Annotated in this window: 15 protein-coding genes and 8 tRNA genes; 3 read left to right on the forward strand and 20 right to left on the reverse strand. The window is 64.2% G+C overall.

What is annotated here, in order from left to right; genetic code table 11:
• The first annotated feature begins 5 nt into the window (after positions 1-5).
• Positions 6-911, forward strand: coding sequence for an AraC family transcriptional regulator (locus M3A49_RS02810; protein ID WP_416338910.1), 906 nt, complete (start codon positions 6-8; stop codon positions 909-911).
• Between the two features lie 18 nt (positions 912-929).
• On the opposite strand, the gene M3A49_RS02815 is transcribed toward M3A49_RS02810, so the two are convergent.
• From M3A49_RS02815 to gltX, 9 genes are all read right to left on the reverse strand, one after another.
• Complete coding sequence (locus M3A49_RS02815; RefSeq protein WP_028204095.1) at positions 930-1394, reverse strand: GNAT family N-acetyltransferase; 465 nt, start codon at positions 1392-1394, stop codon at positions 930-932.
• Positions 1395-1562: 168 nt separating this feature from the next.
• Positions 1563-1639, reverse strand: a tRNA-Asp gene (locus M3A49_RS02820).
• Between the two features lie 80 nt (positions 1640-1719).
• Positions 1720-1795 (reverse strand) — tRNA-Glu (locus tag M3A49_RS02825).
• A gap of 82 nt (positions 1796-1877) precedes the next feature.
• Positions 1878-1954: transfer RNA gene (locus M3A49_RS02830), tRNA-Asp, on the reverse strand.
• 82 nt (positions 1955-2036) lie between these two features.
• A tRNA-Glu gene (locus M3A49_RS02835) sits at positions 2037-2112 on the reverse strand.
• A gap of 71 nt (positions 2113-2183) precedes the next feature.
• Positions 2184-2260, reverse strand: a tRNA-Asp gene (locus M3A49_RS02840).
• Between the two features lie 72 nt (positions 2261-2332).
• Positions 2333-2408 (reverse strand) — tRNA-Glu (locus tag M3A49_RS02845).
• A gap of 55 nt (positions 2409-2463) precedes the next feature.
• Positions 2464-2539, reverse strand: a tRNA-Ala gene (locus tag M3A49_RS02850).
• Positions 2540-2774: 235 nt separating this feature from the next.
• Complete coding sequence (gene gltX / locus M3A49_RS02855) at positions 2775-4196, reverse strand: glutamate--tRNA ligase (RefSeq protein WP_266227406.1); 1422 nt, start codon at positions 4194-4196, stop codon at positions 2775-2777.
• A 485-nt stretch (positions 4197-4681) separates the two neighbouring features.
• On the opposite strand from gltX, the gene M3A49_RS02860 reads away from it, so the two are divergent.
• Positions 4682-5626, forward strand: a complete 945-nt coding sequence (locus M3A49_RS02860; RefSeq protein WP_266227407.1) for a patatin-like phospholipase family protein — start codon at positions 4682-4684, stop codon at positions 5624-5626.
• 100 nt (positions 5627-5726) lie between these two features.
• Here the strand turns inward: M3A49_RS02860 and M3A49_RS02865 are convergent, their stop codons facing one another.
• The 5 genes from M3A49_RS02865 to M3A49_RS02885 all read right to left on the reverse strand — a co-directional run bounded on the left by M3A49_RS02865 (position 5727) and on the right by M3A49_RS02885 (position 12317).
• Positions 5727-6437 carry a C40 family peptidase gene (locus M3A49_RS02865; protein ID WP_266227408.1) on the reverse strand — a complete coding sequence of 237 codons (711 nt, stop codon included), beginning with the start codon at positions 6435-6437 and terminating at the stop codon, positions 5727-5729.
• Positions 6438-6597: 160 nt separating this feature from the next.
• Positions 6598-8223 carry an ABC transporter ATP-binding protein gene (locus M3A49_RS02870; RefSeq protein WP_266227409.1) on the reverse strand — a complete coding sequence of 542 codons (1626 nt, stop codon included), beginning with the start codon at positions 8221-8223 and terminating at the stop codon, positions 6598-6600.
• The gene (locus tag M3A49_RS02875) at positions 8220-9326 is read right to left on the reverse strand and encodes an ABC transporter permease (RefSeq protein WP_254352793.1); all 1107 of its coding nucleotides are present in this window, start codon (positions 9324-9326) and stop codon (positions 8220-8222) included. Before M3A49_RS02875 ends, M3A49_RS02870 begins: the two co-directional genes overlap by 4 nt.
• 1 nt (position 9327) lies before the next feature.
• Positions 9328-10365 carry a microcin C ABC transporter permease YejB gene (locus tag M3A49_RS02880; protein ID WP_028204101.1) on the reverse strand — a complete coding sequence of 346 codons (1038 nt, stop codon included), beginning with the start codon at positions 10363-10365 and terminating at the stop codon, positions 9328-9330.
• 29 nt (positions 10366-10394) lie between these two features.
• Positions 10395-12317, reverse strand: a complete 1923-nt coding sequence (locus tag M3A49_RS02885) for an extracellular solute-binding protein (RefSeq protein WP_416338906.1) — start codon at positions 12315-12317, stop codon at positions 10395-10397.
• Positions 12318-12425: 108 nt separating this feature from the next.
• Between M3A49_RS02885 and fabI the strand changes: the two genes are divergently transcribed.
• Positions 12426-13214: an enoyl-ACP reductase FabI gene (fabI, locus tag M3A49_RS02890; RefSeq protein WP_028204103.1), complete on the forward strand. Its 789-nt coding sequence runs from the start codon at positions 12426-12428 to the stop codon at positions 13212-13214.
• 147 nt (positions 13215-13361) lie between these two features.
• Here fabI and M3A49_RS02895 read toward each other — a convergent pair whose 3' ends face one another.
• The 6 genes from M3A49_RS02895 to M3A49_RS02920 form a co-directional block, all read right to left on the reverse strand.
• Positions 13362-13724, reverse strand: a complete 363-nt coding sequence (locus tag M3A49_RS02895) for a hypothetical protein (RefSeq protein ID WP_254352796.1) — start codon at positions 13722-13724, stop codon at positions 13362-13364.
• A gap of 586 nt (positions 13725-14310) precedes the next feature.
• Positions 14311-14404 (reverse strand) — tRNA-Ser (locus M3A49_RS02900).
• 223 nt (positions 14405-14627) lie between these two features.
• On the reverse strand, positions 14628-15878 hold the full coding sequence (locus M3A49_RS02905; protein ID WP_266227410.1) for an aspartate kinase: 1251 nt from the start codon (positions 15876-15878) through the stop codon (positions 14628-14630).
• Positions 15879-16357: 479 nt separating this feature from the next.
• Complete coding sequence (tilS, locus tag M3A49_RS02910) at positions 16358-17791, reverse strand: tRNA lysidine(34) synthetase TilS (protein WP_266227411.1); 1434 nt, start codon at positions 17789-17791, stop codon at positions 16358-16360.
• A 41-nt stretch (positions 17792-17832) separates the two neighbouring features.
• Positions 17833-18804 carry an acetyl-CoA carboxylase carboxyltransferase subunit alpha gene (locus M3A49_RS02915; RefSeq protein ID WP_028204107.1) on the reverse strand — a complete coding sequence of 324 codons (972 nt, stop codon included), beginning with the start codon at positions 18802-18804 and terminating at the stop codon, positions 17833-17835.
• 128 nt (positions 18805-18932) lie between these two features.
• The gene (locus tag M3A49_RS02920) at positions 18933-19817 is read right to left on the reverse strand and encodes a DNA-3-methyladenine glycosylase family protein (protein WP_254352798.1); all 885 of its coding nucleotides are present in this window, start codon (positions 19815-19817) and stop codon (positions 18933-18935) included.
• Positions 19818-19858 lie beyond the last annotated feature (41 nt).

Below are 19858 nucleotides of genomic sequence, written 5' to 3' on the forward strand. Positions count from 1 at the left end.
CCGTCATGCCCGAGGATCTGCCCCACTTCGCATCCAGCGACGCACGCAACGAGGCGCAGCCGCACGCCGAACTCGTCGATATTCCGCCCGAGTTCGCGCCGACACCCACGCATCCCATCCGCGTGCGCTCGCGGCCCATGCCGGCCGGTGTGTGCATCGCGCAGCACACGCATGCGTGGGCGCAACTCGCCTACTCGTCGCGCGGCGTGCTGCGCATGGCGACGCCCGGCACGACGTGGATGGTGCCGCCCTCGCGCGCGATCTGGGTGCCGCCACACATCACACACGAAGTGGCGATCGTCGAGGACGCGTTCCTGCGCACGCTCTACGTAGACGAATCGGTGATTCCGCCCGGCCTCGACGCGTGCCGCGTGGTCGAAGTCTCCGGCCTCCTGCGCGAGACGATCGCTGCCCTCGACGAGCGCGGCATTCCCACCGCACGCGAGCGCCTGCTCGGCGCGCTGGCTCTCGACGAGATCACGCGCTCGGCGCCGCTGCCGCTCGCCGTGCCGATGCCCGAGGAAAAGCGCCTGCGCGCGCTGTGCGAAGCGCTGATCGCCGACCCGGCGGGACCCGGCTCGCTCGAATACTGGGCCGCACAGGTGGGCGCGAGCACGCGCACGATCGCGCGGCTCTTTCGTCAGGAACTCGGGGTGAGCTTTTCGCAGTGGCGCCAGCAGGCGATTCTCGCGCGCGCGATCCCGCTGCTCAATCAGGGACGCCCGATGGCCGTCGTGGCGCAGGAACTCGGCTACCAGAGCCAGAGTGCGTTTTCGGCGATGTTTCGCCGCGCCTTCGGCGAGAGCCCGCGCGCCTTCATCGCGCGCGGCACGGGCGATCGCGACGAGGATGAACCGGAAGATTCCGTGGCCGCCGCGCGCGATGACCATCGCGACGACAACGCGCGTTGAGTGGGAGATCGGCCAGGTTCAGACAAGCCGCGTCATGTGGCGAATCGAGCCGAGGCGCGCAAGCCTCGGACCCGCCACGCGATAACCCATGCGCAGATAGAGCCGTGCTGCGGGGTTATCGACGAACACGCGCAGTTGCAACTCGCGCAGGCCGCGCTCGCGGGCCCATTGGTGCGAGATATCGAGCAGGAACGTGCCGGCGCCATTGCCGCGATATCCCTGGGCGATCTGCACGTCGCGAATGTGCAGCGAGTCGCCCTCCTGCGTCACGCGCAGCACGCCGATTGCTTCGCCGTCGAGTTCGAGGATGAAGTTCTCCGACTCGCGATAGCTCGCCAGAAAGAGATCACCGCGCCAGACGAGGTGATGCCGCAGATAGTAGCCACCCATGTTGTTGCGCGTGAGCGTCTCCGCGAACTCGAAATCGTCCATGGTGGCGCGGCGCAGCTGAAACGGCGACGGAATGTCGTTCGGTGCGAACATGTCGGCAAGCGGGCAAACGAAGTTTCGACAACGCTACGATAACGCGCGGCCGCCGGCAATCGCAGATTGTCCGTACGGCCAACGAATTGAAGGATGGGGAATGGAAGGCAGGAGAAACGTCTGGGGAAAAAGAAAAAGCCCGTTGGACGTATCCAACGGGCTTCGTTCTGGCGGAGCGGACGGGACTCGAACCCGCGACCCCCGGCGTGACAGGCCGGTATTCTAACCGACTGAACTACCGCTCCAGCTTGCTGCTCACCGGCGGGCGTCGGTCGATTCCCGCTGGCGGCGTCGCCATACTGCTCTTTGGCGCCGCATTTTGATTTGGCGTCCCCTAGGGGATTCGAACCCCTGTACTCACCGTGAAAGGGTGATGTCCTAGGCCTCTAGACGAAGGGGACAACACAGGCATAAGCGCAGGCTTACGCCTCGGAACTGCAGCAGTTCGCAATTGCCGAAGCAACTGCAGAACGGCTTTGATTCTGGCGGAGCGGACGGGACTCGAACCCGCGACCCCCGGCGTGACAGGCCGGTATTCTAACCAACTGAACTACCGCTCCAGATTGCTGCTCACATCGGCGGGCGTCGGTCGATTCCCGCTGGCGGCGTCGCCATACTGCTCTTTGGCGCCGCATTTTGATTTGGCGTCCCCTAGGGGATTCGAACCCCTGTACTCACCGTGAAAGGGTGATGTCCTAGGCCTCTAGACGAAGGGGACAACACGGGCTTGCGCCTGTAATCGTCACTTTAACTAAAAAGCCCGCTCACAGTTTCTGAACGGGCTCGATCTGGCGGAGCGGACGGGACTCGAACCCGCGACCCCCGGCGTGACAGGCCGGTATTCTAACCAACTGAACTACCGCTCCAGTTCGACATAGTCAGATGGATGGTTTATTTCCACCTGATACCTCGCCAATCTCATTGACGACGCACATGTCTGGCGTCCCCTAGGGGATTCGAACCCCTGTACTCACCGTGAAAGGGTGATGTCCTAGGCCTCTAGACGAAGGGGACATGATCTTTTCAGATAATGCCTTTACCACACTCTACTGCTTACTGCGCGTTCTGTTGGTGGAGGTAAGCGGGATCGAACCGCTGACCTCTTGCATGCCATGCAAGCGCTCTCCCAGCTGAGCTATACCCCCTTGCAGAACAGAAGCGAGATTTTAAACATCAATTTCGCTTTCGTCAAGAGCTTTTGAATCGTTTTCTGAAGCGCTTCGAGGTTTCCTTGAAACATCGTTGCCCGATTCTGCGGCTCTTTGCGTGAGATTCGCTGCTTATCTGCGGCTATCTCGCGCTCCGTATTCAACGGAGCCCGAATACTACAAGAACTGCCGCGCGGGCGCTAGGGTCCGGGCGAAAAATTCTTCAAAAATTTTACTTTGCAGCCGAAATACCCTTCTCGATTCGACTCACCACCGCATCGCGGCCGAACAGCACGAGCACCGCGTCGACCGACGGCGTATGCGTGGTACCCGCCACGAGCAGGCGGGCCGGCATCGCGAGCTGCGGCATCTTGAGCTTGTGCGTGGCGAGCGTGGCCTTGAGCGCGGCCGAGACGCCCTCCTTCGTCCACTCCGCGCCCTTGAGCGCGGCGGCGAGATCGGCGAGCGCGGGGCGCACGGCTTCCGTGATGTGCTGGGCGAGCGCTTCGGCTTCCGGCTGCGGCTCGCGGTAGAACATCATCGCGCTCTCGGCGATCTCCTTGATCGTGTTCGCACGGTCCTTGAAAAGCGCGACCACGCCTTCGAGCGACGGGCCCTTGGCGAGCGCGGCTTCGTCCACGCCGAGCGCGGCGAAGAACGGCTTCGAGAGCTCGGCGAGGCGCGCGCTGTCCACTTCCTTCAGGTAGTGGTTGTTGAGCCAGTTGAGCTTGTTGTGGTCGTACTGCGCGGGCGACTTACCCAGGTGCTCGAGATCGAACCACTCCACGAACTGCTCGCACGTGAACACTTCGGCGTCGCCGTGCGACCAGCCCAGGCGCGCGAGATAGTTGAGCACCGCTTCCGGCAGATAGCCTGCGTCGCGATAGCCCATCACGCTCATCGCGCCGTGGCGCTTGCTCATCTTTTCGCCCTGCTCGTTGAGCACCGTAGGCAGATGCGCGTAGACCGGCGGCTCGGCGCCGAGCGCGCGCAGGATGTTGATCTGGCGCGGCGTGTTGTTCACGTGGTCGTCGCCGCGAATCACATGCGTGATCTTCATGTCGACGTCGTCCACGACTACGCAGAAGTTGTAGGTCGGTGTGCCGTCCGGGCGCGCGATCACGAGGTCGTCGAGCTCTTCGTTCGAGATCTCCACGCGGCCCTTGACGGCGTCGTCCCATGCCACCACGCCCGTGAGCGGGTTACGGAAGCGCAGCACCGGCTGCACGCCCTCGGGCGGCGTGGGCAGCACCTTGCCCGGCTCCGGGCGCCACGTGCCGTCGTAGCGCGGCTTCTCGCCTGCGGCGCGCTGGCGCTCGCGCAGCGCGTCCAGCTCTTCGGTCGACATGTAGCACGGGTACACGAGGCCCTGCTCCTGCATCTGCTTGAGCACTTCGCGATAACGGTCCATGCGCTGCATCTGGTAGAACGGACCTTCGTCGAAATTCAGGCCGAGCCACTCCATGCCTTCGAGGATCGCATCGACCGATTCCGACGTCGAACGCTCGAGGTCGGTGTCTTCGATCCGCAGCACGAAGACACCCTTGTTGTGACGCGCGAACGCCCACGGGTAAAGCGCGGAACGGATGTTGCCGAGGTGGATGAAGCCGGTCGGGCTCGGCGCGAAGCGGGTACGGACGACAGAGGTAGTCATGGGCGATTACTCGAAGGCGATGCCATCCAGAGCGCGGCGCCAGCGATAAAAGCAGCGACGGCGGCGGATGGCCAGGGTTCGCGGCGCGTTCGGCCCGCGCGGCTAGCGCGAGAGCGCCGGGGCGCGCGCAGCCTCGCGCACACGAACGGGAATCCGGAAAATTAGAGACCGGATTATACCCGCCATGCACCGCTTCGGCCTGGGGGCGAGGCCCGCAGCGCATGCGGGCGCCCCGCTTCTCTCCTGCCAACGTCCGCGCGCCCGCAAGCCGTCGAGCGCGCTGTCATCTGGCGTCACATCGCGGACACATCGCGTTACATGCACGCCTGCTAAACCGGCCGCGCTTTGCCTTATGATGTCGGCGCGCCGCCATTACGATGCGGCGTCGCGCGCGCAAATACAGATACTCGGCCGCCCGCGCGAGCAGACCGGGGTACCGCGCCGTTCCTTGCCGGACACGCCCGCGGACCGCATGGAGAACCTTCTTGAAGCAGTCATCGCCCTCGTTGAGCCGCCGGCACTTTTCGCTTGCGGCCGCCTCCACCGTCCTTGCCGCGTGCACGACCGCGGGCACGCAGACCGCCAGCGTCCCGCCGCCCGTCACCACCGCGCCCCCGCCGCCCGTCGCGAGGCCGACGCGCCCGATTCGCGTGGGCCTCGCGCTCGGCGGCGGCGCGGCGCGCGGCTTCGCGCATATCGGCGTGATCAAGGCGCTCGAGGCGCGCAACGTGCAAGTCGACTTCGTGGTCGGCACGAGCGCAGGCTCGGTCGTCGCGGCGCTTTACGCCTCGGGCATGAACGGTTTCGCGCTCAACAAGCTCGCGCTGACGATGGACGAAGCCTCGATCAGCGACTGGGCGATGCCGTTTCGCACGCGCGGCCTCCTGCAGGGCGTGGCGCTCCAGAACTATCTGAACACCACGCTGCACGACCGGCCCATCGAGAAGATGGCGAAGCCGCTCGGCGTCGTCTCGACCGACCTGCGCACGGGCCAGCCCATCCTGTTCCAGCGCGGCAATACGGGCATTGCCGTGCGCGCGTCGTGCAGCATTCCGTCGATTTTCGAGCCCGTGAAGATTGCGGGCCACGAATACGTGGATGGCGGCCTCGTGAGCCCCGTGCCGGCCTCGTTCGCACGCAAGATGGGCGCCGACTTCGTGATCGCCGTGGACATCTCGGCGCGCCCGGAAACGGCCTCGACGCTGAGCCAGTTCGACGTGCTGATGCAGACCTTCACGATCATGGGCCAGACGATCAAGACCTACGAGCTCGACAAATACGCCGATGTCGTGATCCGCCCGAACCTCAACGCGATGTCGAGCAGCGACTTCACGCAGCGCAACGCGGCGATTCTCGCGGGCGAGGAAGCGGGCGCGCGCATGATGCCGGAGCTCGAGCGCAAGCTCGCCGCGGCGCGCCTGACGGCCTGAGCACTTGACCTGAGCCCCCTTCGGCGGGCGCACGAGCGCAAAAAACGCAAAAAGCCTGCTTCGCAAGAAGCAGGCTTTTTTGTTCGCTACGACACCCCGATCAGTTGCCGCCGTTGCCGTCGAACTGTGCGCTCACGCGCTTGAGGCTTTGCTGCTGGTCCGGCGTGAACGACGTTTCGATACGGCGTGCACCCGTGAAGCGCTTTTCCCAGTAGCCGTCGTCGAGGTCGTCGACGCGGATCGTGCTGCCCGTGGACGGCGAATGCACGAACTTGTTGTCGCCGATGTAGATGCCGACGTGCGAGAACGTGCGGCGCATCGTGTTGAAGAACACGAGGTCGCCCGGCTTCAGGTTGCTCATGCTGACCTTCTCGCCCACGCGGCTCATTTCCTCGGCGCGGCGCGGCAGCGACATGCCGAGCGTGTCCTGGAACACGTAGCGCACGAAGCCGCTGCAGTCGAGGCCGGAGTCGGGCGTGTTGCCGCCCCAGCGGTAGCGCACGCCAATCATGTTGAGTGCGCCGACAACGACGTCGCCGGCTTTGCCGGCCATGCCGGAAAGGAACGCCTTGGCGCCGCCTTCGGTCGGGGCCGGAGCCGCCGCCGGGGTCGCCTGGTTGGCATTCTGGAGCGCGCTCTGCACTGCGGGGATGGACTGCAGATTCGCCGGGTTGCTCGGCGAAAATGAGGCATTCTGGTTAAAGCTGCTTACTTCGTCGGCGAACGCGCCGGGAGCTGCGGCCATCAGTACGCCGATGAACATCCCGGCGACGACGCGCGTGCAAGCCTGGGTCAGGTATCGGTGCTGCATTGGTCGGTAGAAATTGCCCGTAAATCAGGGAGTTAGTAGAAAAGTTTGGACGATACTAGCCAGTAAGTATTTGTGTGTCAAAACAAATAGAAAAATTCAATCGCGACATTCACCTCATTGGTGAATTTCACCGAAATTCACTCTAAAGTTCCGCCAAAGCCTAGCGATCAAAGGCGGCTTTCAACAATTTTCGGGTGTAAGGATGGGTCGGGTTATCGAAGATATTCGCGACCTCTCCTGACTCGACAATCGCCCCGTTCTGCATCACCACCACCCGGTGCGCCATTGCGCCGATCACCTCCAGGTCGTGGCTGATGAACACGTAGCCCAGGTTGTACTTGCGTTGCAAATCCGTCAACAATCGCAACACCTGTTGCTGGATCGACACGTCGAGCGCACTGGTCGGTTCGTCGAGCACGATCACGCGCGGCTCCAGCACCAGCGTGCGCGCAATGGCGATACGCTGACGCTGGCCGCCCGAAAACTCATGCGGGTATCGTTGCAAGGCGGTGCGATCGAGGCCCACTTCACGCAGCACACCGACGACGCGCTTGCGCCGCTCCTCGCTGGGAAGATCGGGCCGATGCAGCAACAGCCCCTCCCCCACGATGCGCTCGATGGTCTGGCGCGGAGAAAGCGAACTGAACGGGTCCTGAAAGACAACCTGCAGATGCGAGCGCAACGCCAGCCTGTCGCGCCCCCGATAGCTCGCGATCGGCCGCCCCTGGAACTCGACAACGCCGCCCGCGGTTCGCTGCAACCCCAACATCGCCATCGCCAGCGTCGTTTTGCCCGATCCGGATTCGCCGACGATGCCGAGCGTCTCGCCCTGGCGCACCGCAATGTTCGCGTCGTTCACGGCGCGATAGCGCCCCTTTTGCCACCAGCCGCGAAAGCCCGGCAACTTCGTTGCGAAGTCGACGATCACATCCTTCGCCTGCAAGAGAACCGGCGCGATCGGCAGGACGGGCAGCACGTGGCGCTCTGGCCGGCTCGCGATCAGCCGTTGCGTGTACGGGTGTTGCGGCGCCTCGAAAATCTGCTCCACGCTGCCCGACTCGACCAGCCTGCCCTTCTCCATCACGGCCACGCGCTGCGCGAAGCGGCGCACGAGGTTCAGGTCGTGCGTGATGAGCAGCACCGACATGCCTGCGCCACGATTGCGCTCCACCTCCTCGCGCTGCAATTCAAGCAGCAGATCGACGATCTGCCCGCGGATCGTGACGTCGAGCGCCGTGGTCGGCTCGTCGGCGAGCAAAAGGCGCGGACGGCACGCGAGCGCCATCGCGATCATCACGCGCTGGCGCTGGCCGCCCGAGAGCTGATGCGGATAGCTCGACACGCGCCGCCGCGCCTCGGTGATGCCTGTGCGCTCGAGCAAGCCCACAGCCTGCTCGTAGGCTGCTTTCTTCGAGACGCCGTCGTGCAGCACGATGGTTTCCGCGATTTGCTCGCCGACCGTGTAGAGCGGATTGAGCGCCGTCATCGGCTCCTGGAAGATCATCGCGACGTCGTTGCCGCGCAGACCGCGCATCGCGCGCTCGCTCTTCGCGAGCAGATCGTCGCCGTCGAGGCGGATGGCGCCGCTGATCTGCGCGTCTTGCAGGAGGCGCAGAACCGCGAGCGCGGTGACGGTCTTTCCCGAGCCCGACTCGCCGACGAGCGCCACGCGCTCGCCGCGCCCGATCGCGAGCGTGACGTCATCGACGGCGAGCGTCTCGTCAAAGTGCACGCTCAGGTGTTCGATCGAGAGGAGCGGCGCGGCTGCGTCCTGAGGCACGCTCACTGGTTGCCTCCGGCCTTCATGGCGTCGGAAATGCGCGTGTCGAGCGCGTTGCGTAGCGCGTCGCCGATGAAGGTGAGCAGCAGCAGCGTCGCCACGAGCACGCCGAAGGTCGAGAGCGCGATCCACCATGCGTCGAGATTGCGCTTGCCCTGCGCGAGCAGCTCGCCGAGGCTCGGCGTGGGTGCGGGCACGCCAAGGCCCAGGAAGTCGAGACTCGTGAGCGCGAGAATCGCGCCGCTCATGCGAAACGGCAGGAAGGTGATGACGGGCGTGAGGCTATTGGGCAGCACGTGATGCCAGATGATCTGCCAGTTCGAAAGGCCCATTGCGCGCGCGGCGAGCACGTAGTCCTGGTTGCGGTTGCGCAGGAATTCGGCGCGTACGTAGTCAGACAGGCCGATCCAGCCGAACAGCGAAAGCAGCACGATCAGCAGCACGAAGCCCGGTTCGAAGATCGCCGCGAAAATAATCAGCAGATAAAGCTCGGGGAGCGAGCTCCAGATCTCGATGAGACGCTGCCCGAAGATATCGACCTTGCCGCCGAAGTACCCTTGCACGGCGCCCGCCAGCACGCCGAGCAGCGTGCCGATGGCAGTCAGCACGAGCGCAAACTCCACCGACACGCGAAAGCCATAGAGCAAGCGGGCAAACAGGTCGCGGCCGCTCTCGTCGGTGCCGAGCCAGTTCTGGCGCGACGGCGGCGCGGGGTTCGGCACTTTCGCGAAGTAGTTGAGCGTGTCGTAGTAGTACGGGTTCGGCGGATAGATCGCGAAGTTGCCCGGCGCGTCGAAGCGGTGGCGAATGTACGGATCGAGGTAGTCGGCAGGCGTCGGGAAATCGCCGCCGAACGCGGTTTCCGGATAGTCCTTGAACAACGGGAAATACAGGTGCCCCTCGGAGCGCACGACGATCGGCTTGTCGTTGCACCAGAGCGGACCCGCGAGACTCGCCGCGAACGCAACGAGAAACACGATCAGGCTCCAGTAGCCAAGACGCTGCTGCTTGAAACGCAGCCACACACGGCGGGCCGGTGTGGGCGACTTGAAGGCGCGCACGCTCTCGGTACGCAGTTCGGGTTCGGCGCCAGCGCGGACTCGGTTCAACTCAGCGCTCCAGTTGTTCGAATTGGATGCGGGGATCGACCCACACGTAGCACAGATCGGAAATCAGTTTGGTTAGCAGTCCGATCAACGTGAAGAGGTACAGCGTGCCGAGCACGACCGGATAATCGCGCCGCACGACGGATTCGTACGAAAGCAGACCGAGTCCGTCGAGCGAGAAAAGCGTTTCGATCAGCAGGCTGCCGGTGAAGAACGCGCCGATGAACGCTGCCGGAAACCCCACCACGAGCGGCAGCAACGCGTTGCGAAAGACGTGCTTCCAGAGCACGGTGCGCTCCGAGAGCCCTTTCGCACGCGCGGTCAGCACGTACTGGCGGCGGATCTCTTCGAGAAAGGCGTTCTTGGTCAGCATGGTCGTAACGGCGAAACTGCCCACGACCGAGGCCGTCACGGGTAGCGTGATGTGCCAGAGATAATCGAGAATCTTGCCGCCGAGCGAGAGCGTGTCCCAGTTGTCAGACGTGAGATTGCGCAGCGGGAAGAGCTGCAGGAACGAGCCGCCGCCAAACAGCACGAGCAGCAGGACGCCCAGCACGAAGCCCGGAATCGCGTAACCGACGAGCACGACCAGACTCGTCACGAGGTCGAACCGCGAGCCGTTGCGCACCGCCTTCGCGATGCCCAACGGCACCGATATCAGATAAGTGAGAAAGAAGGTCCAGAGACCGATGCTGATCGAAACCGGCAGCTTGGAAATAATCAGCGACCACACGCTCTGGTGATGGAAATAGCTCTGTCCGAGATCGAAGCGCGCAAAGCGCCCGAGCATCAGGAAATAGCGTTGCAGCGGCGGCTTGTCGAAGCCGTACAGCTGCTTGAGCTGCGCGATCTGCTGCGCGTCCACGCCCGAATGTGCGCGCATGCCGAATGGCATGCCCTGCTCCGCACCCCGCCGCAATTCGCGCACCGCCTGTTCGACGGGGCCGCCCGGCACGAACTGGATCACGCCGAAGGTCAGCGTGAGCACGCCGAGCAGCGTCGGGATCATCAGCAGCAGCCGTTTGACGATGTAGCTCCACATGATTTCGATGCTTTCCGTCGTGTCCGTTGTCAATGACCGGCCGCTTGTGGCGCGGGCTGAGGCTTGAACCACCACGTCGAGATGATCCAGTCGTTCGCGCCATAGTACAGCGGCAATTTTGCCAGATACGCCAGCGTGTTCTTGAACGCCACACGATGCGTCGCGCTGTACCACTGCGGCACCACATAGTAGCCGTGCATCAGCACCCGGTCGAGCGCATGCGTGGCGTCGAGCAGTTGCTGGAGCGTCTGCGCCTGCGTGAGCGCCTTGAGGATCGCATCGACGGCTGGCGACTTCAGGCCGAGCAGATTGCCGGAGCCCGGCTCGTCGGCGGCCTTGCTGCCGAAGCGGTCGACCTGTTCCGCGCCCGGCACCTGGACGTCGGGGAACTTGATGGTCGTCATGTCGAAGTCGAAGGCGTCGAGCCGCTTCTGGTAGAGCGCGAAATCGACCGAGCGATAGTTCACCTGGATGCCGAGGCGCCTCAGCGCCTGCGTGTACTGCGCCATGATCGGCGCCCACTGCGCCGAAGCACTCGTGTCGTCGAGCACCTCGAACGTGAACGGCTCGCCCTTCGCATTGCGCAGCGCGCCGTCGCGGTAGGTCCAGCCGGCGTCAGCCAGAAGCGCGCGCGCCTTGAGCAGATTCGCACGTAGCGATCCTGGCGGGGTCGTATCGGGCTGCAAGGGCGGCGGCCCGAACACGGCGGGATCGAGCGACTTGCGCCAAGGCTCGAGCAAGGCAAGCTCGCCGGGCGACGGCAGCCCCTTTGCCTGTAGCTGCGTGTTCGCGAACCAGCTGTCGATGCGACGGTATTGACTATAGAACAGCATGCGGTTGAGCCACGGGAAGTCGAGCGCGAGGTCGAGGGCACGGCGCACGCGCACATCCTGGAACACGGGCCTGCGCAAATTCATGACGAAGCCCTGCATGCCGGTGCCGTTGTGCTGCGGGAACTCGCGCTTGACGAGCTCGCCGCTGTCGAAGCGCTTGCCGACATCACGCCGCACCCAGTTGCGTGCGACGTATTCGACGAGCGCGTCGTACTCGCCCGCCTTGAAGGCCTCGAGGCGCGCCACGTCATCCGAATAGAGCTTGTAGGTAATGCGCTCGAAGTTGTTGGTGCCCACGCGCACCGGCAGGTCCTTGCCCCAGTAGTTGGGGTCGAGCTTGTAAGTGATCGTGCGGCCGTTCGAGTAGCGGTCGATCACATACGGGCCGCTGCCGATCGGTTGCTCGAACGCGAGCTGATCGAAGGCGATGCGGCTGCCGTCCGGGCGCAAACCCCACTTGTGCGAGAACACCGGCATGCCGCCCGCGATGAGCGGCAGCTCGCGGTTGTTGCTGCGGAACTCGAAGCGGATCGTTGCGGGATCGATCACCACCGCGCGCGTGATCTCGCTGAAATACGCCTGCATGGAGGGCGCGGCCTGGCGGCTCTTGAGGGTGTCGAGCGAGAACTTCACGTCTTCGGCGGTCACCGGGTCGCCGTTCGAGAAGCGCGCCTTCGGGTTGATGTGAAATGTCACCGAAAGCGCGTCGGGCGCGATGTGGATATCGTCGGCGAGCAAACCGTAGGCCGAGGCCACTTCGTCGAGGCTGCCCGTCGTGAGGCTCTCGAAGAGCATGCCGAGCCCCGGCGCCGCGTTGCCGCGCAGCGTGAACGGGTTGAACTTGTCGAAGCTCGTGAGGCGATCGGGATTGGCGAGGACGAGCGTGCCGCCCTTGGGCGCATCCGGATTCACGTAGTCGAAGTGCGCGAATCCTTGTGGATATTTGGGCTCGCCGTACTGCGCGATGGCATAGACCGCGTGAGCGCTCGGCATGGCCATCAGCCCGAATGAAAGCGCCAGACCCATCGCCGCCAGTCTTTTGCCGAGCGCGAGCCGAGCCGCAGGAACGATTGCCCCAAGCGCGCCGAGCGCCGTCCTGCCTCGCGTTCCTGTCGTCATAGATCGGTAATTGTCCGGGCTGCCTTGTCAGTTGTGAGAGAATTCTACCCAAACCACGCGGCGCCGCCCCCACAGGCGCTGGCGCATTGACCTGATTTAGGAGAATTCATGGGCTTCCTCGCTGGCAAACGCATCCTGTTGACCGGCCTGCTGTCGAACCGTTCGATCGCGTACGGCATCGCGCAGGCATGCAAGCGCGAAGGCGCGGAACTGGCGTTCACGTACGTCGGCGACCGCTTCAAGGACCGTATCACCGAGTTCGCGCAGGAGTTCGGCAGCAACCTCGTGTTCCCCTGCGATGTGGCCGACGACGCGCAAATCGAAGCGCTCTTCACGGACCTCAAGCAACACTGGGACACGCTCGACGGCCTCGTCCACTCGATCGGCTTCGCGCCGCGCGAGGCGATCGCGGGCGACTTCCTCGATGGCATGACGCGCGAGAACTTCCGCATTGCGCACGATATTTCGGCATACAGCTTCCCGGCGCTCGCCAAGGCCGCCAAGCCGATGCTCGCCCAGAACGCCTCGCTGCTGACGCTGACCTATCTCGGCGCAGAGCGCGCGATTCCGAACTACAACACCATGGGCGTCGCGAAAGCCGCACTCGAAGCGAGCGTGCGTTATCTCGCGGTGGCGCTCGGTGCGCAAGGCGTGCGCGTGAACGGCATCTCCGCCGGCCCGATCAAGACGCTCGCGGCAAGCGGCATCAAGGGCTTTGGCAAGATCCTCGATTTCGTCGAGCAGAACGCCCCGCTGCAGCGTAACGTGACCATCGAGCAGGTCGGCAACTCCGCCGCGTTCCTGCTCTCCGATCTGGCAGCCGGCGTGACCGCCGAGATCATGCACGTCGACTCGGGCTTCAACGCCGTGGTTGGCGGCATGGCCGGCCTCGAGTAAGCCTCCCTTTGCGTTGCGTGCGCGTCGTTGCGCGCGCAACGGCAAGAATGCAAAAGCCGCCCACTGGGCGGCTTTTCTTTTGGCGCGGCGCTTGATGCGCCATGCGCGCCGTGTCACGCGCATCACGCCGGCACCGAGCCTCGCGGCTTAGTGCCAATGTCCCGGAGGCCCGCCGTGGTCGCGGTCGTAATGGCCGCGGTCGTAGTGGCCGCGGCCCGGGCCGTCATAGCCGCCGTGGTGGCGATACCAGTCGTCGCGCCCCCAGTAGCGGCGGCCATCCCAGTAACGATCGCCGTGCCAGCCGATGACGATGGCCGGCGGCACCGCATAAACAGGCGCCGGCTGATAGACGACCGGCGGCGGCGGCGGCGCGTAGACCGGTTGCGGAGCGACATAAACCGGGGCCGGAATACCAATGTTGACACCAACGCTTACGCCAGCCATAGCAACGCTCGATGCGCCGATAGCCACGCCCCCGAGCAGCATTGCAACAACACGTGGGAACTTCATGGACTCACCTTTCGGGTTTGATGTTTTGTTGAAGCCAATATAACGCACGGCTTTCGCCCGCGTATTTCAAACTTGTAATAACTGATGCACAAACCTGGCCTGCGTTCGATGTCGTTACGTCTCGTTACACCGATGCCCGCTTGAGCGATGCGGCGAACTATGGCGCAGCGGAGGATATCACCGCTGGCGCCAAAGCGTGCGGACCTCAACAGGGTTTTCGGCTCACGCACGCGCAGCACACAGCGTTATCGCTGCGCGGCTGCCGCACTCACGCCACAAACTTCACTTCATTCGCATTACGAATGACTTTCCGCGCGCCTCACTCTCCCACGAAGTGTTGCGCACGAAATGTATTAACGGCATATCCACGAAAATATTGACCGCGTTCACCCGGGTTCTGCGCATGCCGGAGATGCCTATGCAGTCCTAAGCGAGTGGAACAGAAGATCGGAGATCGATGGTGAGGCAAGCAGGACAACTCGAAGCGGCAATTGCCGCGCCGTTCGAACACCGGCTTTTCGCGTGGCGGGAGCCCAAAAAACAAAAACCCCGCAAGCCGAGACTTGCGGGGTTTCGCCGCCATGACTGGCGGAGACGGAGGGATTCGAACCCTCGATCCAGGTTTTGGCCCAGATGCTCCCTTAGCAGGGGAGTGCCTTCGACCTCTCGGCCACGTCTCCCGAAAACTTCGTTCGCGCCAGGGAGGCAGCGCAACGAAGCCAAGATAATAGCGGGTTAGCGCCTTCCGGTCAATTCATACGACGCTTTTTTGCAAAGTTTTTTCTGCAAGCGCACAACGAACGTCGCGCGCAGCATCGCAAACCGGAATCGCGCGGAAAACCGCGTCACACCCTCGTCACACAATTCAAACGCGGCGCAAAGGCCACGCAAAAACAGCGCGATTTACGCGTGCTCGAGGTCGAACGCCTTGTGCAGCGCGCGCACCGCCAGTTCCATGTACTTCTCGTCGATCAGCACCGAGATCTTGATTTCCGAGGTCGAGATCATCTGGATGTTGATGCCCTCTTCCGAGAGCGTGCGGAACATCTTGCTCGCCACGCCCACGTGCGAGCGCATGCCCACGCCGACCACCGACACCTTCGACACCTTCGCGTCGCCGAGCACCTGCTCCGCGCTCACGTGGCCCTTCACCTGGCTGTTCAGCACGTCGATGGCGCGCTGATAGTCGCCGCGGGGCACCGTGAACGTGAAGTCCGTTTTGCCGGCCACACTCTGGTTCTGGATGATCATGTCGACGTCGATGTTCGCATCCGCCACGGGGCCGAGGATCTGATACGCGATGCCCGGCTTGTCGGGCACGCCCATCACGATGATGCGGGCCTCGTCGCGCTGGAACGCGATACCCGAGATGACTGCTTTTTCCATGGTCTCGTCTTCTTCAAAAGTAATCAGGGTGCCCGAGGACATTTCCTCGTCGAGGTTCATCATCGGGTCGGTCAGGCTGGAGAGCACACGCGTCTTCACCTGATACTTGCCCGCGAATTCCACCGAGCGGATCTGCAGCACTTTCGAGCCGAGGCTGGCCATTTCCAGCATCTCTTCGAACGTAATGCGGTCGAGACGGCGTGCGTCGTCGACCACACGCGGGTCGGTCGTGTAGACGCCGTCGACGTCCGTATAGATCAGGCATTCGTCGGCCTTCAGCGCCGCTGCGACTGCAACCGCCGACGTGTCCGAGCCACCGCGGCCGAGCGTGGTGATATGGCCTTCCGGGTCGATGCCCTGGAAGCCCGTGATCACGACCACCTTGCCGTCGTCGAGATCGGCCAGCACCCGCTCGCCGTCGATGTCGTTGATGCGGGCCTTGGTGAACGAGCTGTCGGTTTTGACCGGCACTTGCCAGCCGGTGTAGCTGATGGCGTCGACGCCTGCTTCCTGCAGGGCGATCGACAGGAGGCCGACGCTCACCTGCTCACCGGTCGACGCAATCATGTCGAGCTCGCGCGGGCTGGGCTGCGGCGAAATTTCTTTCGCGAGACCGAGCAGACGATTGGTTTCGCCGGACATCGCCGACGGCACGACGACCATCTTGTGGCCGGCCTTGTGCCATTTGGCGACGCGCTTGGCGACGTTCTTGATGCGCTCGACCGAGCCCATCGAGGTGCCGCCGTATTTGTGTACGATGAGTGCCATTGTCGTTCTGAACTGGAGATGTTACCGCGCTGGCGCACTGAAGAACCGGGCCGCCCGGACGCTTGGGGCCACGGCGGCGGCTTCAGCGCGTGCAGCACGCGCGGGTTTTGCCTCAGGGGCGCGAAGGCCGGCGCATCGTATCCATATCGTGCGATACGTATCGATACGCGCTGGTGCCTTGCACTCGCGCCCTGCCCGCATGCCGCTACGACGTCCCTGCAACCGTCGGATACCGCTCGAAGGAAATCGCGCCTTCACGGCGTACGCCATTTTTGACGGCGTTCGTGCATATGCCGCTTTTGACGGCGTCCGTGAACGCGAAAAAGCGGGCTGGACAAACGACTTACACTACCCGATTGACGCCAAAATTACAAGACAGAACAAGCTTGCGGATGCCGAAAAAGGCTTGTGCGGCAAGGATTTGCGGGGGAACGATCGCTATTCCATCGGCGAATTGGACGGTGACGTTGGGCGCAACTTCAGGCGATCAGCCAATCTTCGCGCCACTCGATGCGACGCCAGGCCGCGCCAGGCTCGCCAGGCAGCGCAGCGAACGCCGACCGGTTCACGCCGATACGGGGCACGAACAGCAAGGTCTCGCCCACAAAGAGCAACGGCACGTCGCGCTCCCATGCAGGCACGCCGCGCGTCTGGAACAGGTTCTTGAGCGTGCGGCTCACGTTCGCGGCTTCGTCGCGCAAGCGCTCGCCGCCGCTGCGCGCGCGCGCGACGAGCGGCGCGCTCGCGAGCACGCGCTCGGGAACGGCGTCGGCATCGTCGGGGGCGGCGGGCGCGAAAATATAGGTCCCACGCCATGATGACAGGCGCCAGACTTCCTCTCCGCGCCAGGTCAACGACACCGGCGGGCGCGCATGAGCGGCGCCCTCGCCTGCGCGTTCGTCGCGCGCACGCACGGCTTCCCACGAGACGATGCTGCGATACGAGCGCAAGCGGTGTCCGGCGTGATCGACACGCAACGCGTGGCCGCTCACGTCATCGCGCGCAACCTCGCGCAATTGCCGCAACATCTCCGCAAGCCGCGCTGTCGATGCCGCCGGCAGGCCAAGCGAGCGCATCCAGTAACGGAGCAAGTTGAGCGCGCGCGCATCGTCGAGCGCGAGCAGCGCGGTCTGTGAAAGCGCGTGATCGCCCTCGCGTCCAGCGTCGCGCAAATCGATGCGCGCGAGATCGTCGAGCAGACGCTGCGAAGAAGCCGCATGCGCCGCCGTGCGCGCGAGCGCATCGCGATAACCAGGAAAGTGGGCCGAGAGCGCCGGCATCACGTCGTGACGCAAGGCGTTGCGCGCGTAGCGCGTATCGTCATTCGATTCGTCGTCGACCCAGTGCAGGCCGTGCGCGCGCGCATAGCGTTCCAGTTGCGTGCGCAACAGCGCGAGCAGCGGCCGCATGCGCACCGCGCCATTCACGCTCGCACGTGCGGCGGGCGCCATCGCCGCGAGCCCCGCGAGCCCGGCGCCGCGCAGCAACTGCAACAGCACCGTTTCCGCCTGATCGTCCGCATGCTGCGCGAGCCAGAGCGCCTGCACGCCGTGCGCCGCGCACATCGCGTCCAGACCGCGGTAGCGGGCCTCGCGGGCAGCCGCCTCGACGCCGGCCGCGTCGTCGCGCGCCAACTCCACACGCCTCGCGTCGAATGTCACGCCATAGGCGCGCGCGGTCGCCTCGCAATGCGCGAGCCATGCGTCGGCATTCGGGCTCAGGCCATGATGCACATGCAGCGCGACGAGACGGGCCGCCCCGGCCACCCGCACCGCGGCGTCCAGCAGCACCGACGAGTCGAGCCCGCCGCTATACGCGATCGCGATGCGTGCGTCGTCGGCAAGCGTGGAAAGCACAACGCCGAGCGCATCGAGAACGATGCGCCCGGCGTCGGATTCGGGATGGTCGGTCACAGCACGACCGCAGACGTCGAGGAACGTTGACGTCGCGCGCCTTATGCGCCCGGCGTCGTTTCCTTGAACTTGCCGTAGGCCATCAGGCGCTCGAAACGGCGCTGCTTCAGGTCGGCGATGCTCATGCCCTGGAACTGGCGCAGCGAATCGGCGAGCGCGCGGCGCAGCAGCGCGGCCATGCCCTTCGGGTCGCGATGCGCGCCGCCGAGCGGCTCGTTCACGATCTTGTCGATGAGGCCCAGCGCCTTGAGGCGGTGCGCCGTGAGGCCCAGCGCTTCGGCGGCTTCCGGCGCCTTCGCGGCGCTCTTCCAGAGAATCGACGCGCAGCCTTCCGGCGAGATCACCGAGTAGGTCGAGAACTGCAGCATCATGACGGTATCGGCCACGGCCACGGCGAGCGCGCCGCCCGAACCGCCTTCGCCGATGATCGTCGTGATGATCGGCGTCTTGAGTTCGGCCATCACATAGAGATTGCGGCCGATGGCTTCCGACTGGCCGCGCTCTTCCGCGCCAATGCCCGGGTACGCACCCGGCGTGTCGACGAACGTGAAGATGGGCAGGCCGAACTTCTCGGCGAGGCGCATCAGGCGCTCGGCCTTGCGATAGCCTTCCGGGCGCGGCATGCCGAAGTTGCGCGCGGCGCGCTCCTTCGTGTCACGGCCCTTCTGATGGCCGATCACCATGCAGGCCTGGCCATTGAAGCGCGCGAGGCCGCCGACAACGGAAAGGTCGTCCGCGAACGAGCGGTCGCCATGGAGTTCGTGAAAATCGGTAAACAGCTCGTGCACGTAATCGAGCGTGTACGGACGCTGCGGATGACGCGCGATCTGCGAAACCTGCCACGGGCTCAGGTTCGCATAGAGGTCCTTCGTGAGCTGCTGGCTCTTCTTCGACAGCCGCTCGATTTCTTCCGAAATATCGACGGCCGAATCGTCCTGAACGAAGCGCAGTTCTTCGATCTTCGCTTCCAGTTCAGCGATCGGCTGTTCGAAATCCAGAAACGTGGTCTTCATGTGTGGGAATCCTTCACTTTGCGGCAGCGCGTATTCTAACCGCGCCAGCCCGCGCCGAAATCGGCTCAGAACTATCGATTTCTTCGATCAATAGCATTTCTCTTAGTAACCGACGACTGCCCCGGGCCTCACGACGGCTCGAGGCTGCGCCACATATACCAGGTCGCGACGGTACGCCACGGCTCCCAGTTGGCCGCGACTTCGCGCGCCTCGCTGCGCGTGACCGGCTCGCCACTGAAATAATTGACGCTGATCGCGCGGATCAGGCCCAGATCGTCGAGCGGCAGCACATTCGGACGAGCGAGATTGAAGATCAGGAACATCTCGGCGGTCCAGCGGCCGATGCCGCGAATCGCCGTGAGCTCCGCGATCACGTCTTCGTCGTCCATCGACGTCCACTTGCCGACGTGCAGCGCACCCGAGACGAAATGCTGCGCGAGATCGAGGATGTATTCCGTCTTGCGTTTCGAGAGGCCGCACGCCGCGAGCTTTTCGTGACCGAGCTTCAGGAACTGCTGCGGCACGAGCTTCGGACACGCGGCTTCCACACGCTGCCAAAGCGCCTGCGCCGCCGCCGTCGAAATCTGCTGGCCGACCACCGAGCGCGCGAGCGTGACGAACGGATCGTCGCGGCTCAACAAATGCACGGGGCCGAACTTCGGAATCAGCTTCTTGAGAATGCGATCGCGCTTGACGAGGTCCGCGCAGGCCTTGTCCCAATAGCCGGGACGCTGCACCTCGAACTCGAGATCGCCCAGCGCGTTCGCCGCGGGCTCCACGGCTTCGAGCGCCGCCGGACCATTGGAGAGAGCGGCCTCGATTGCCGCGCCGTCGATCACCTCGTGCGATGCGGACGCGCCGTTGGTTTTCCCACGCGCCGTCTTCGCAGCCGCCTTTGTCGCTGCCTTGCCGCCCGCTCCGTTGAGCGCACGCTTTGCACCTGCGGGTGCGCCCGCAGTTCCGCCCGTTAGCGACGCAGACCGCCTGGTCTGCGTCTTCGTGGCCGTTGCCATCCTGCCTCCTGCCTCGCGAATCGATCAGTGGAAACTGGACA

Source organism: Paraburkholderia sp. CNPSo 3076, assembly GCF_026343935.1.
Lineage (GTDB): Bacteria > Pseudomonadota > Gammaproteobacteria > Burkholderiales > Burkholderiaceae > Paraburkholderia > Paraburkholderia nodosa.

Coding starts and splice junctions, on each gene's coding strand:
- M3A49_RS02810 (WP_416338910.1), top strand. CDS start 6: ATGCCCGAGGATCTGCCCCACTTCGCATCCAGCGACGCACGCAACGAG.
- M3A49_RS02880 (WP_028204101.1), bottom strand. CDS start 10,365: ATGTGGAGCTACATCGTCAAACGGCTGCTGCTGATGATCCCGACGCTG.
- M3A49_RS02905 (WP_266227410.1), bottom strand. CDS start 15,878: ATGGCACTCATCGTACACAAATACGGCGGCACCTCGATGGGCTCGGTC.
- gltX (WP_266227406.1), bottom strand. CDS start 4,196: ATGACTACCTCTGTCGTCCGTACCCGCTTCGCGCCGAGCCCGACCGGC.
- M3A49_RS02885 (WP_416338906.1), bottom strand. CDS start 12,317: ATGACGACAGGAACGCGAGGCAGGACGGCGCTCGGCGCGCTTGGGGCA.
- M3A49_RS02895 (WP_254352796.1), bottom strand. CDS start 13,724: ATGAAGTTCCCACGTGTTGTTGCAATGCTGCTCGGGGGCGTGGCTATC.
- M3A49_RS02920 (WP_254352798.1), bottom strand. CDS start 19,817: ATGGCAACGGCCACGAAGACGCAGACCAGGCGGTCTGCGTCGCTAACG.
- M3A49_RS02815 (WP_028204095.1), bottom strand. CDS start 1,394: ATGTTCGCACCGAACGACATTCCGTCGCCGTTTCAGCTGCGCCGCGCC.
- M3A49_RS02915 (WP_028204107.1), bottom strand. CDS start 18,804: ATGAAGACCACGTTTCTGGATTTCGAACAGCCGATCGCTGAACTGGAA.
- M3A49_RS02865 (WP_266227408.1), bottom strand. CDS start 6,437: ATGCAGCACCGATACCTGACCCAGGCTTGCACGCGCGTCGTCGCCGGG.
- fabI (WP_028204103.1), top strand. CDS start 12,426: ATGGGCTTCCTCGCTGGCAAACGCATCCTGTTGACCGGCCTGCTGTCG.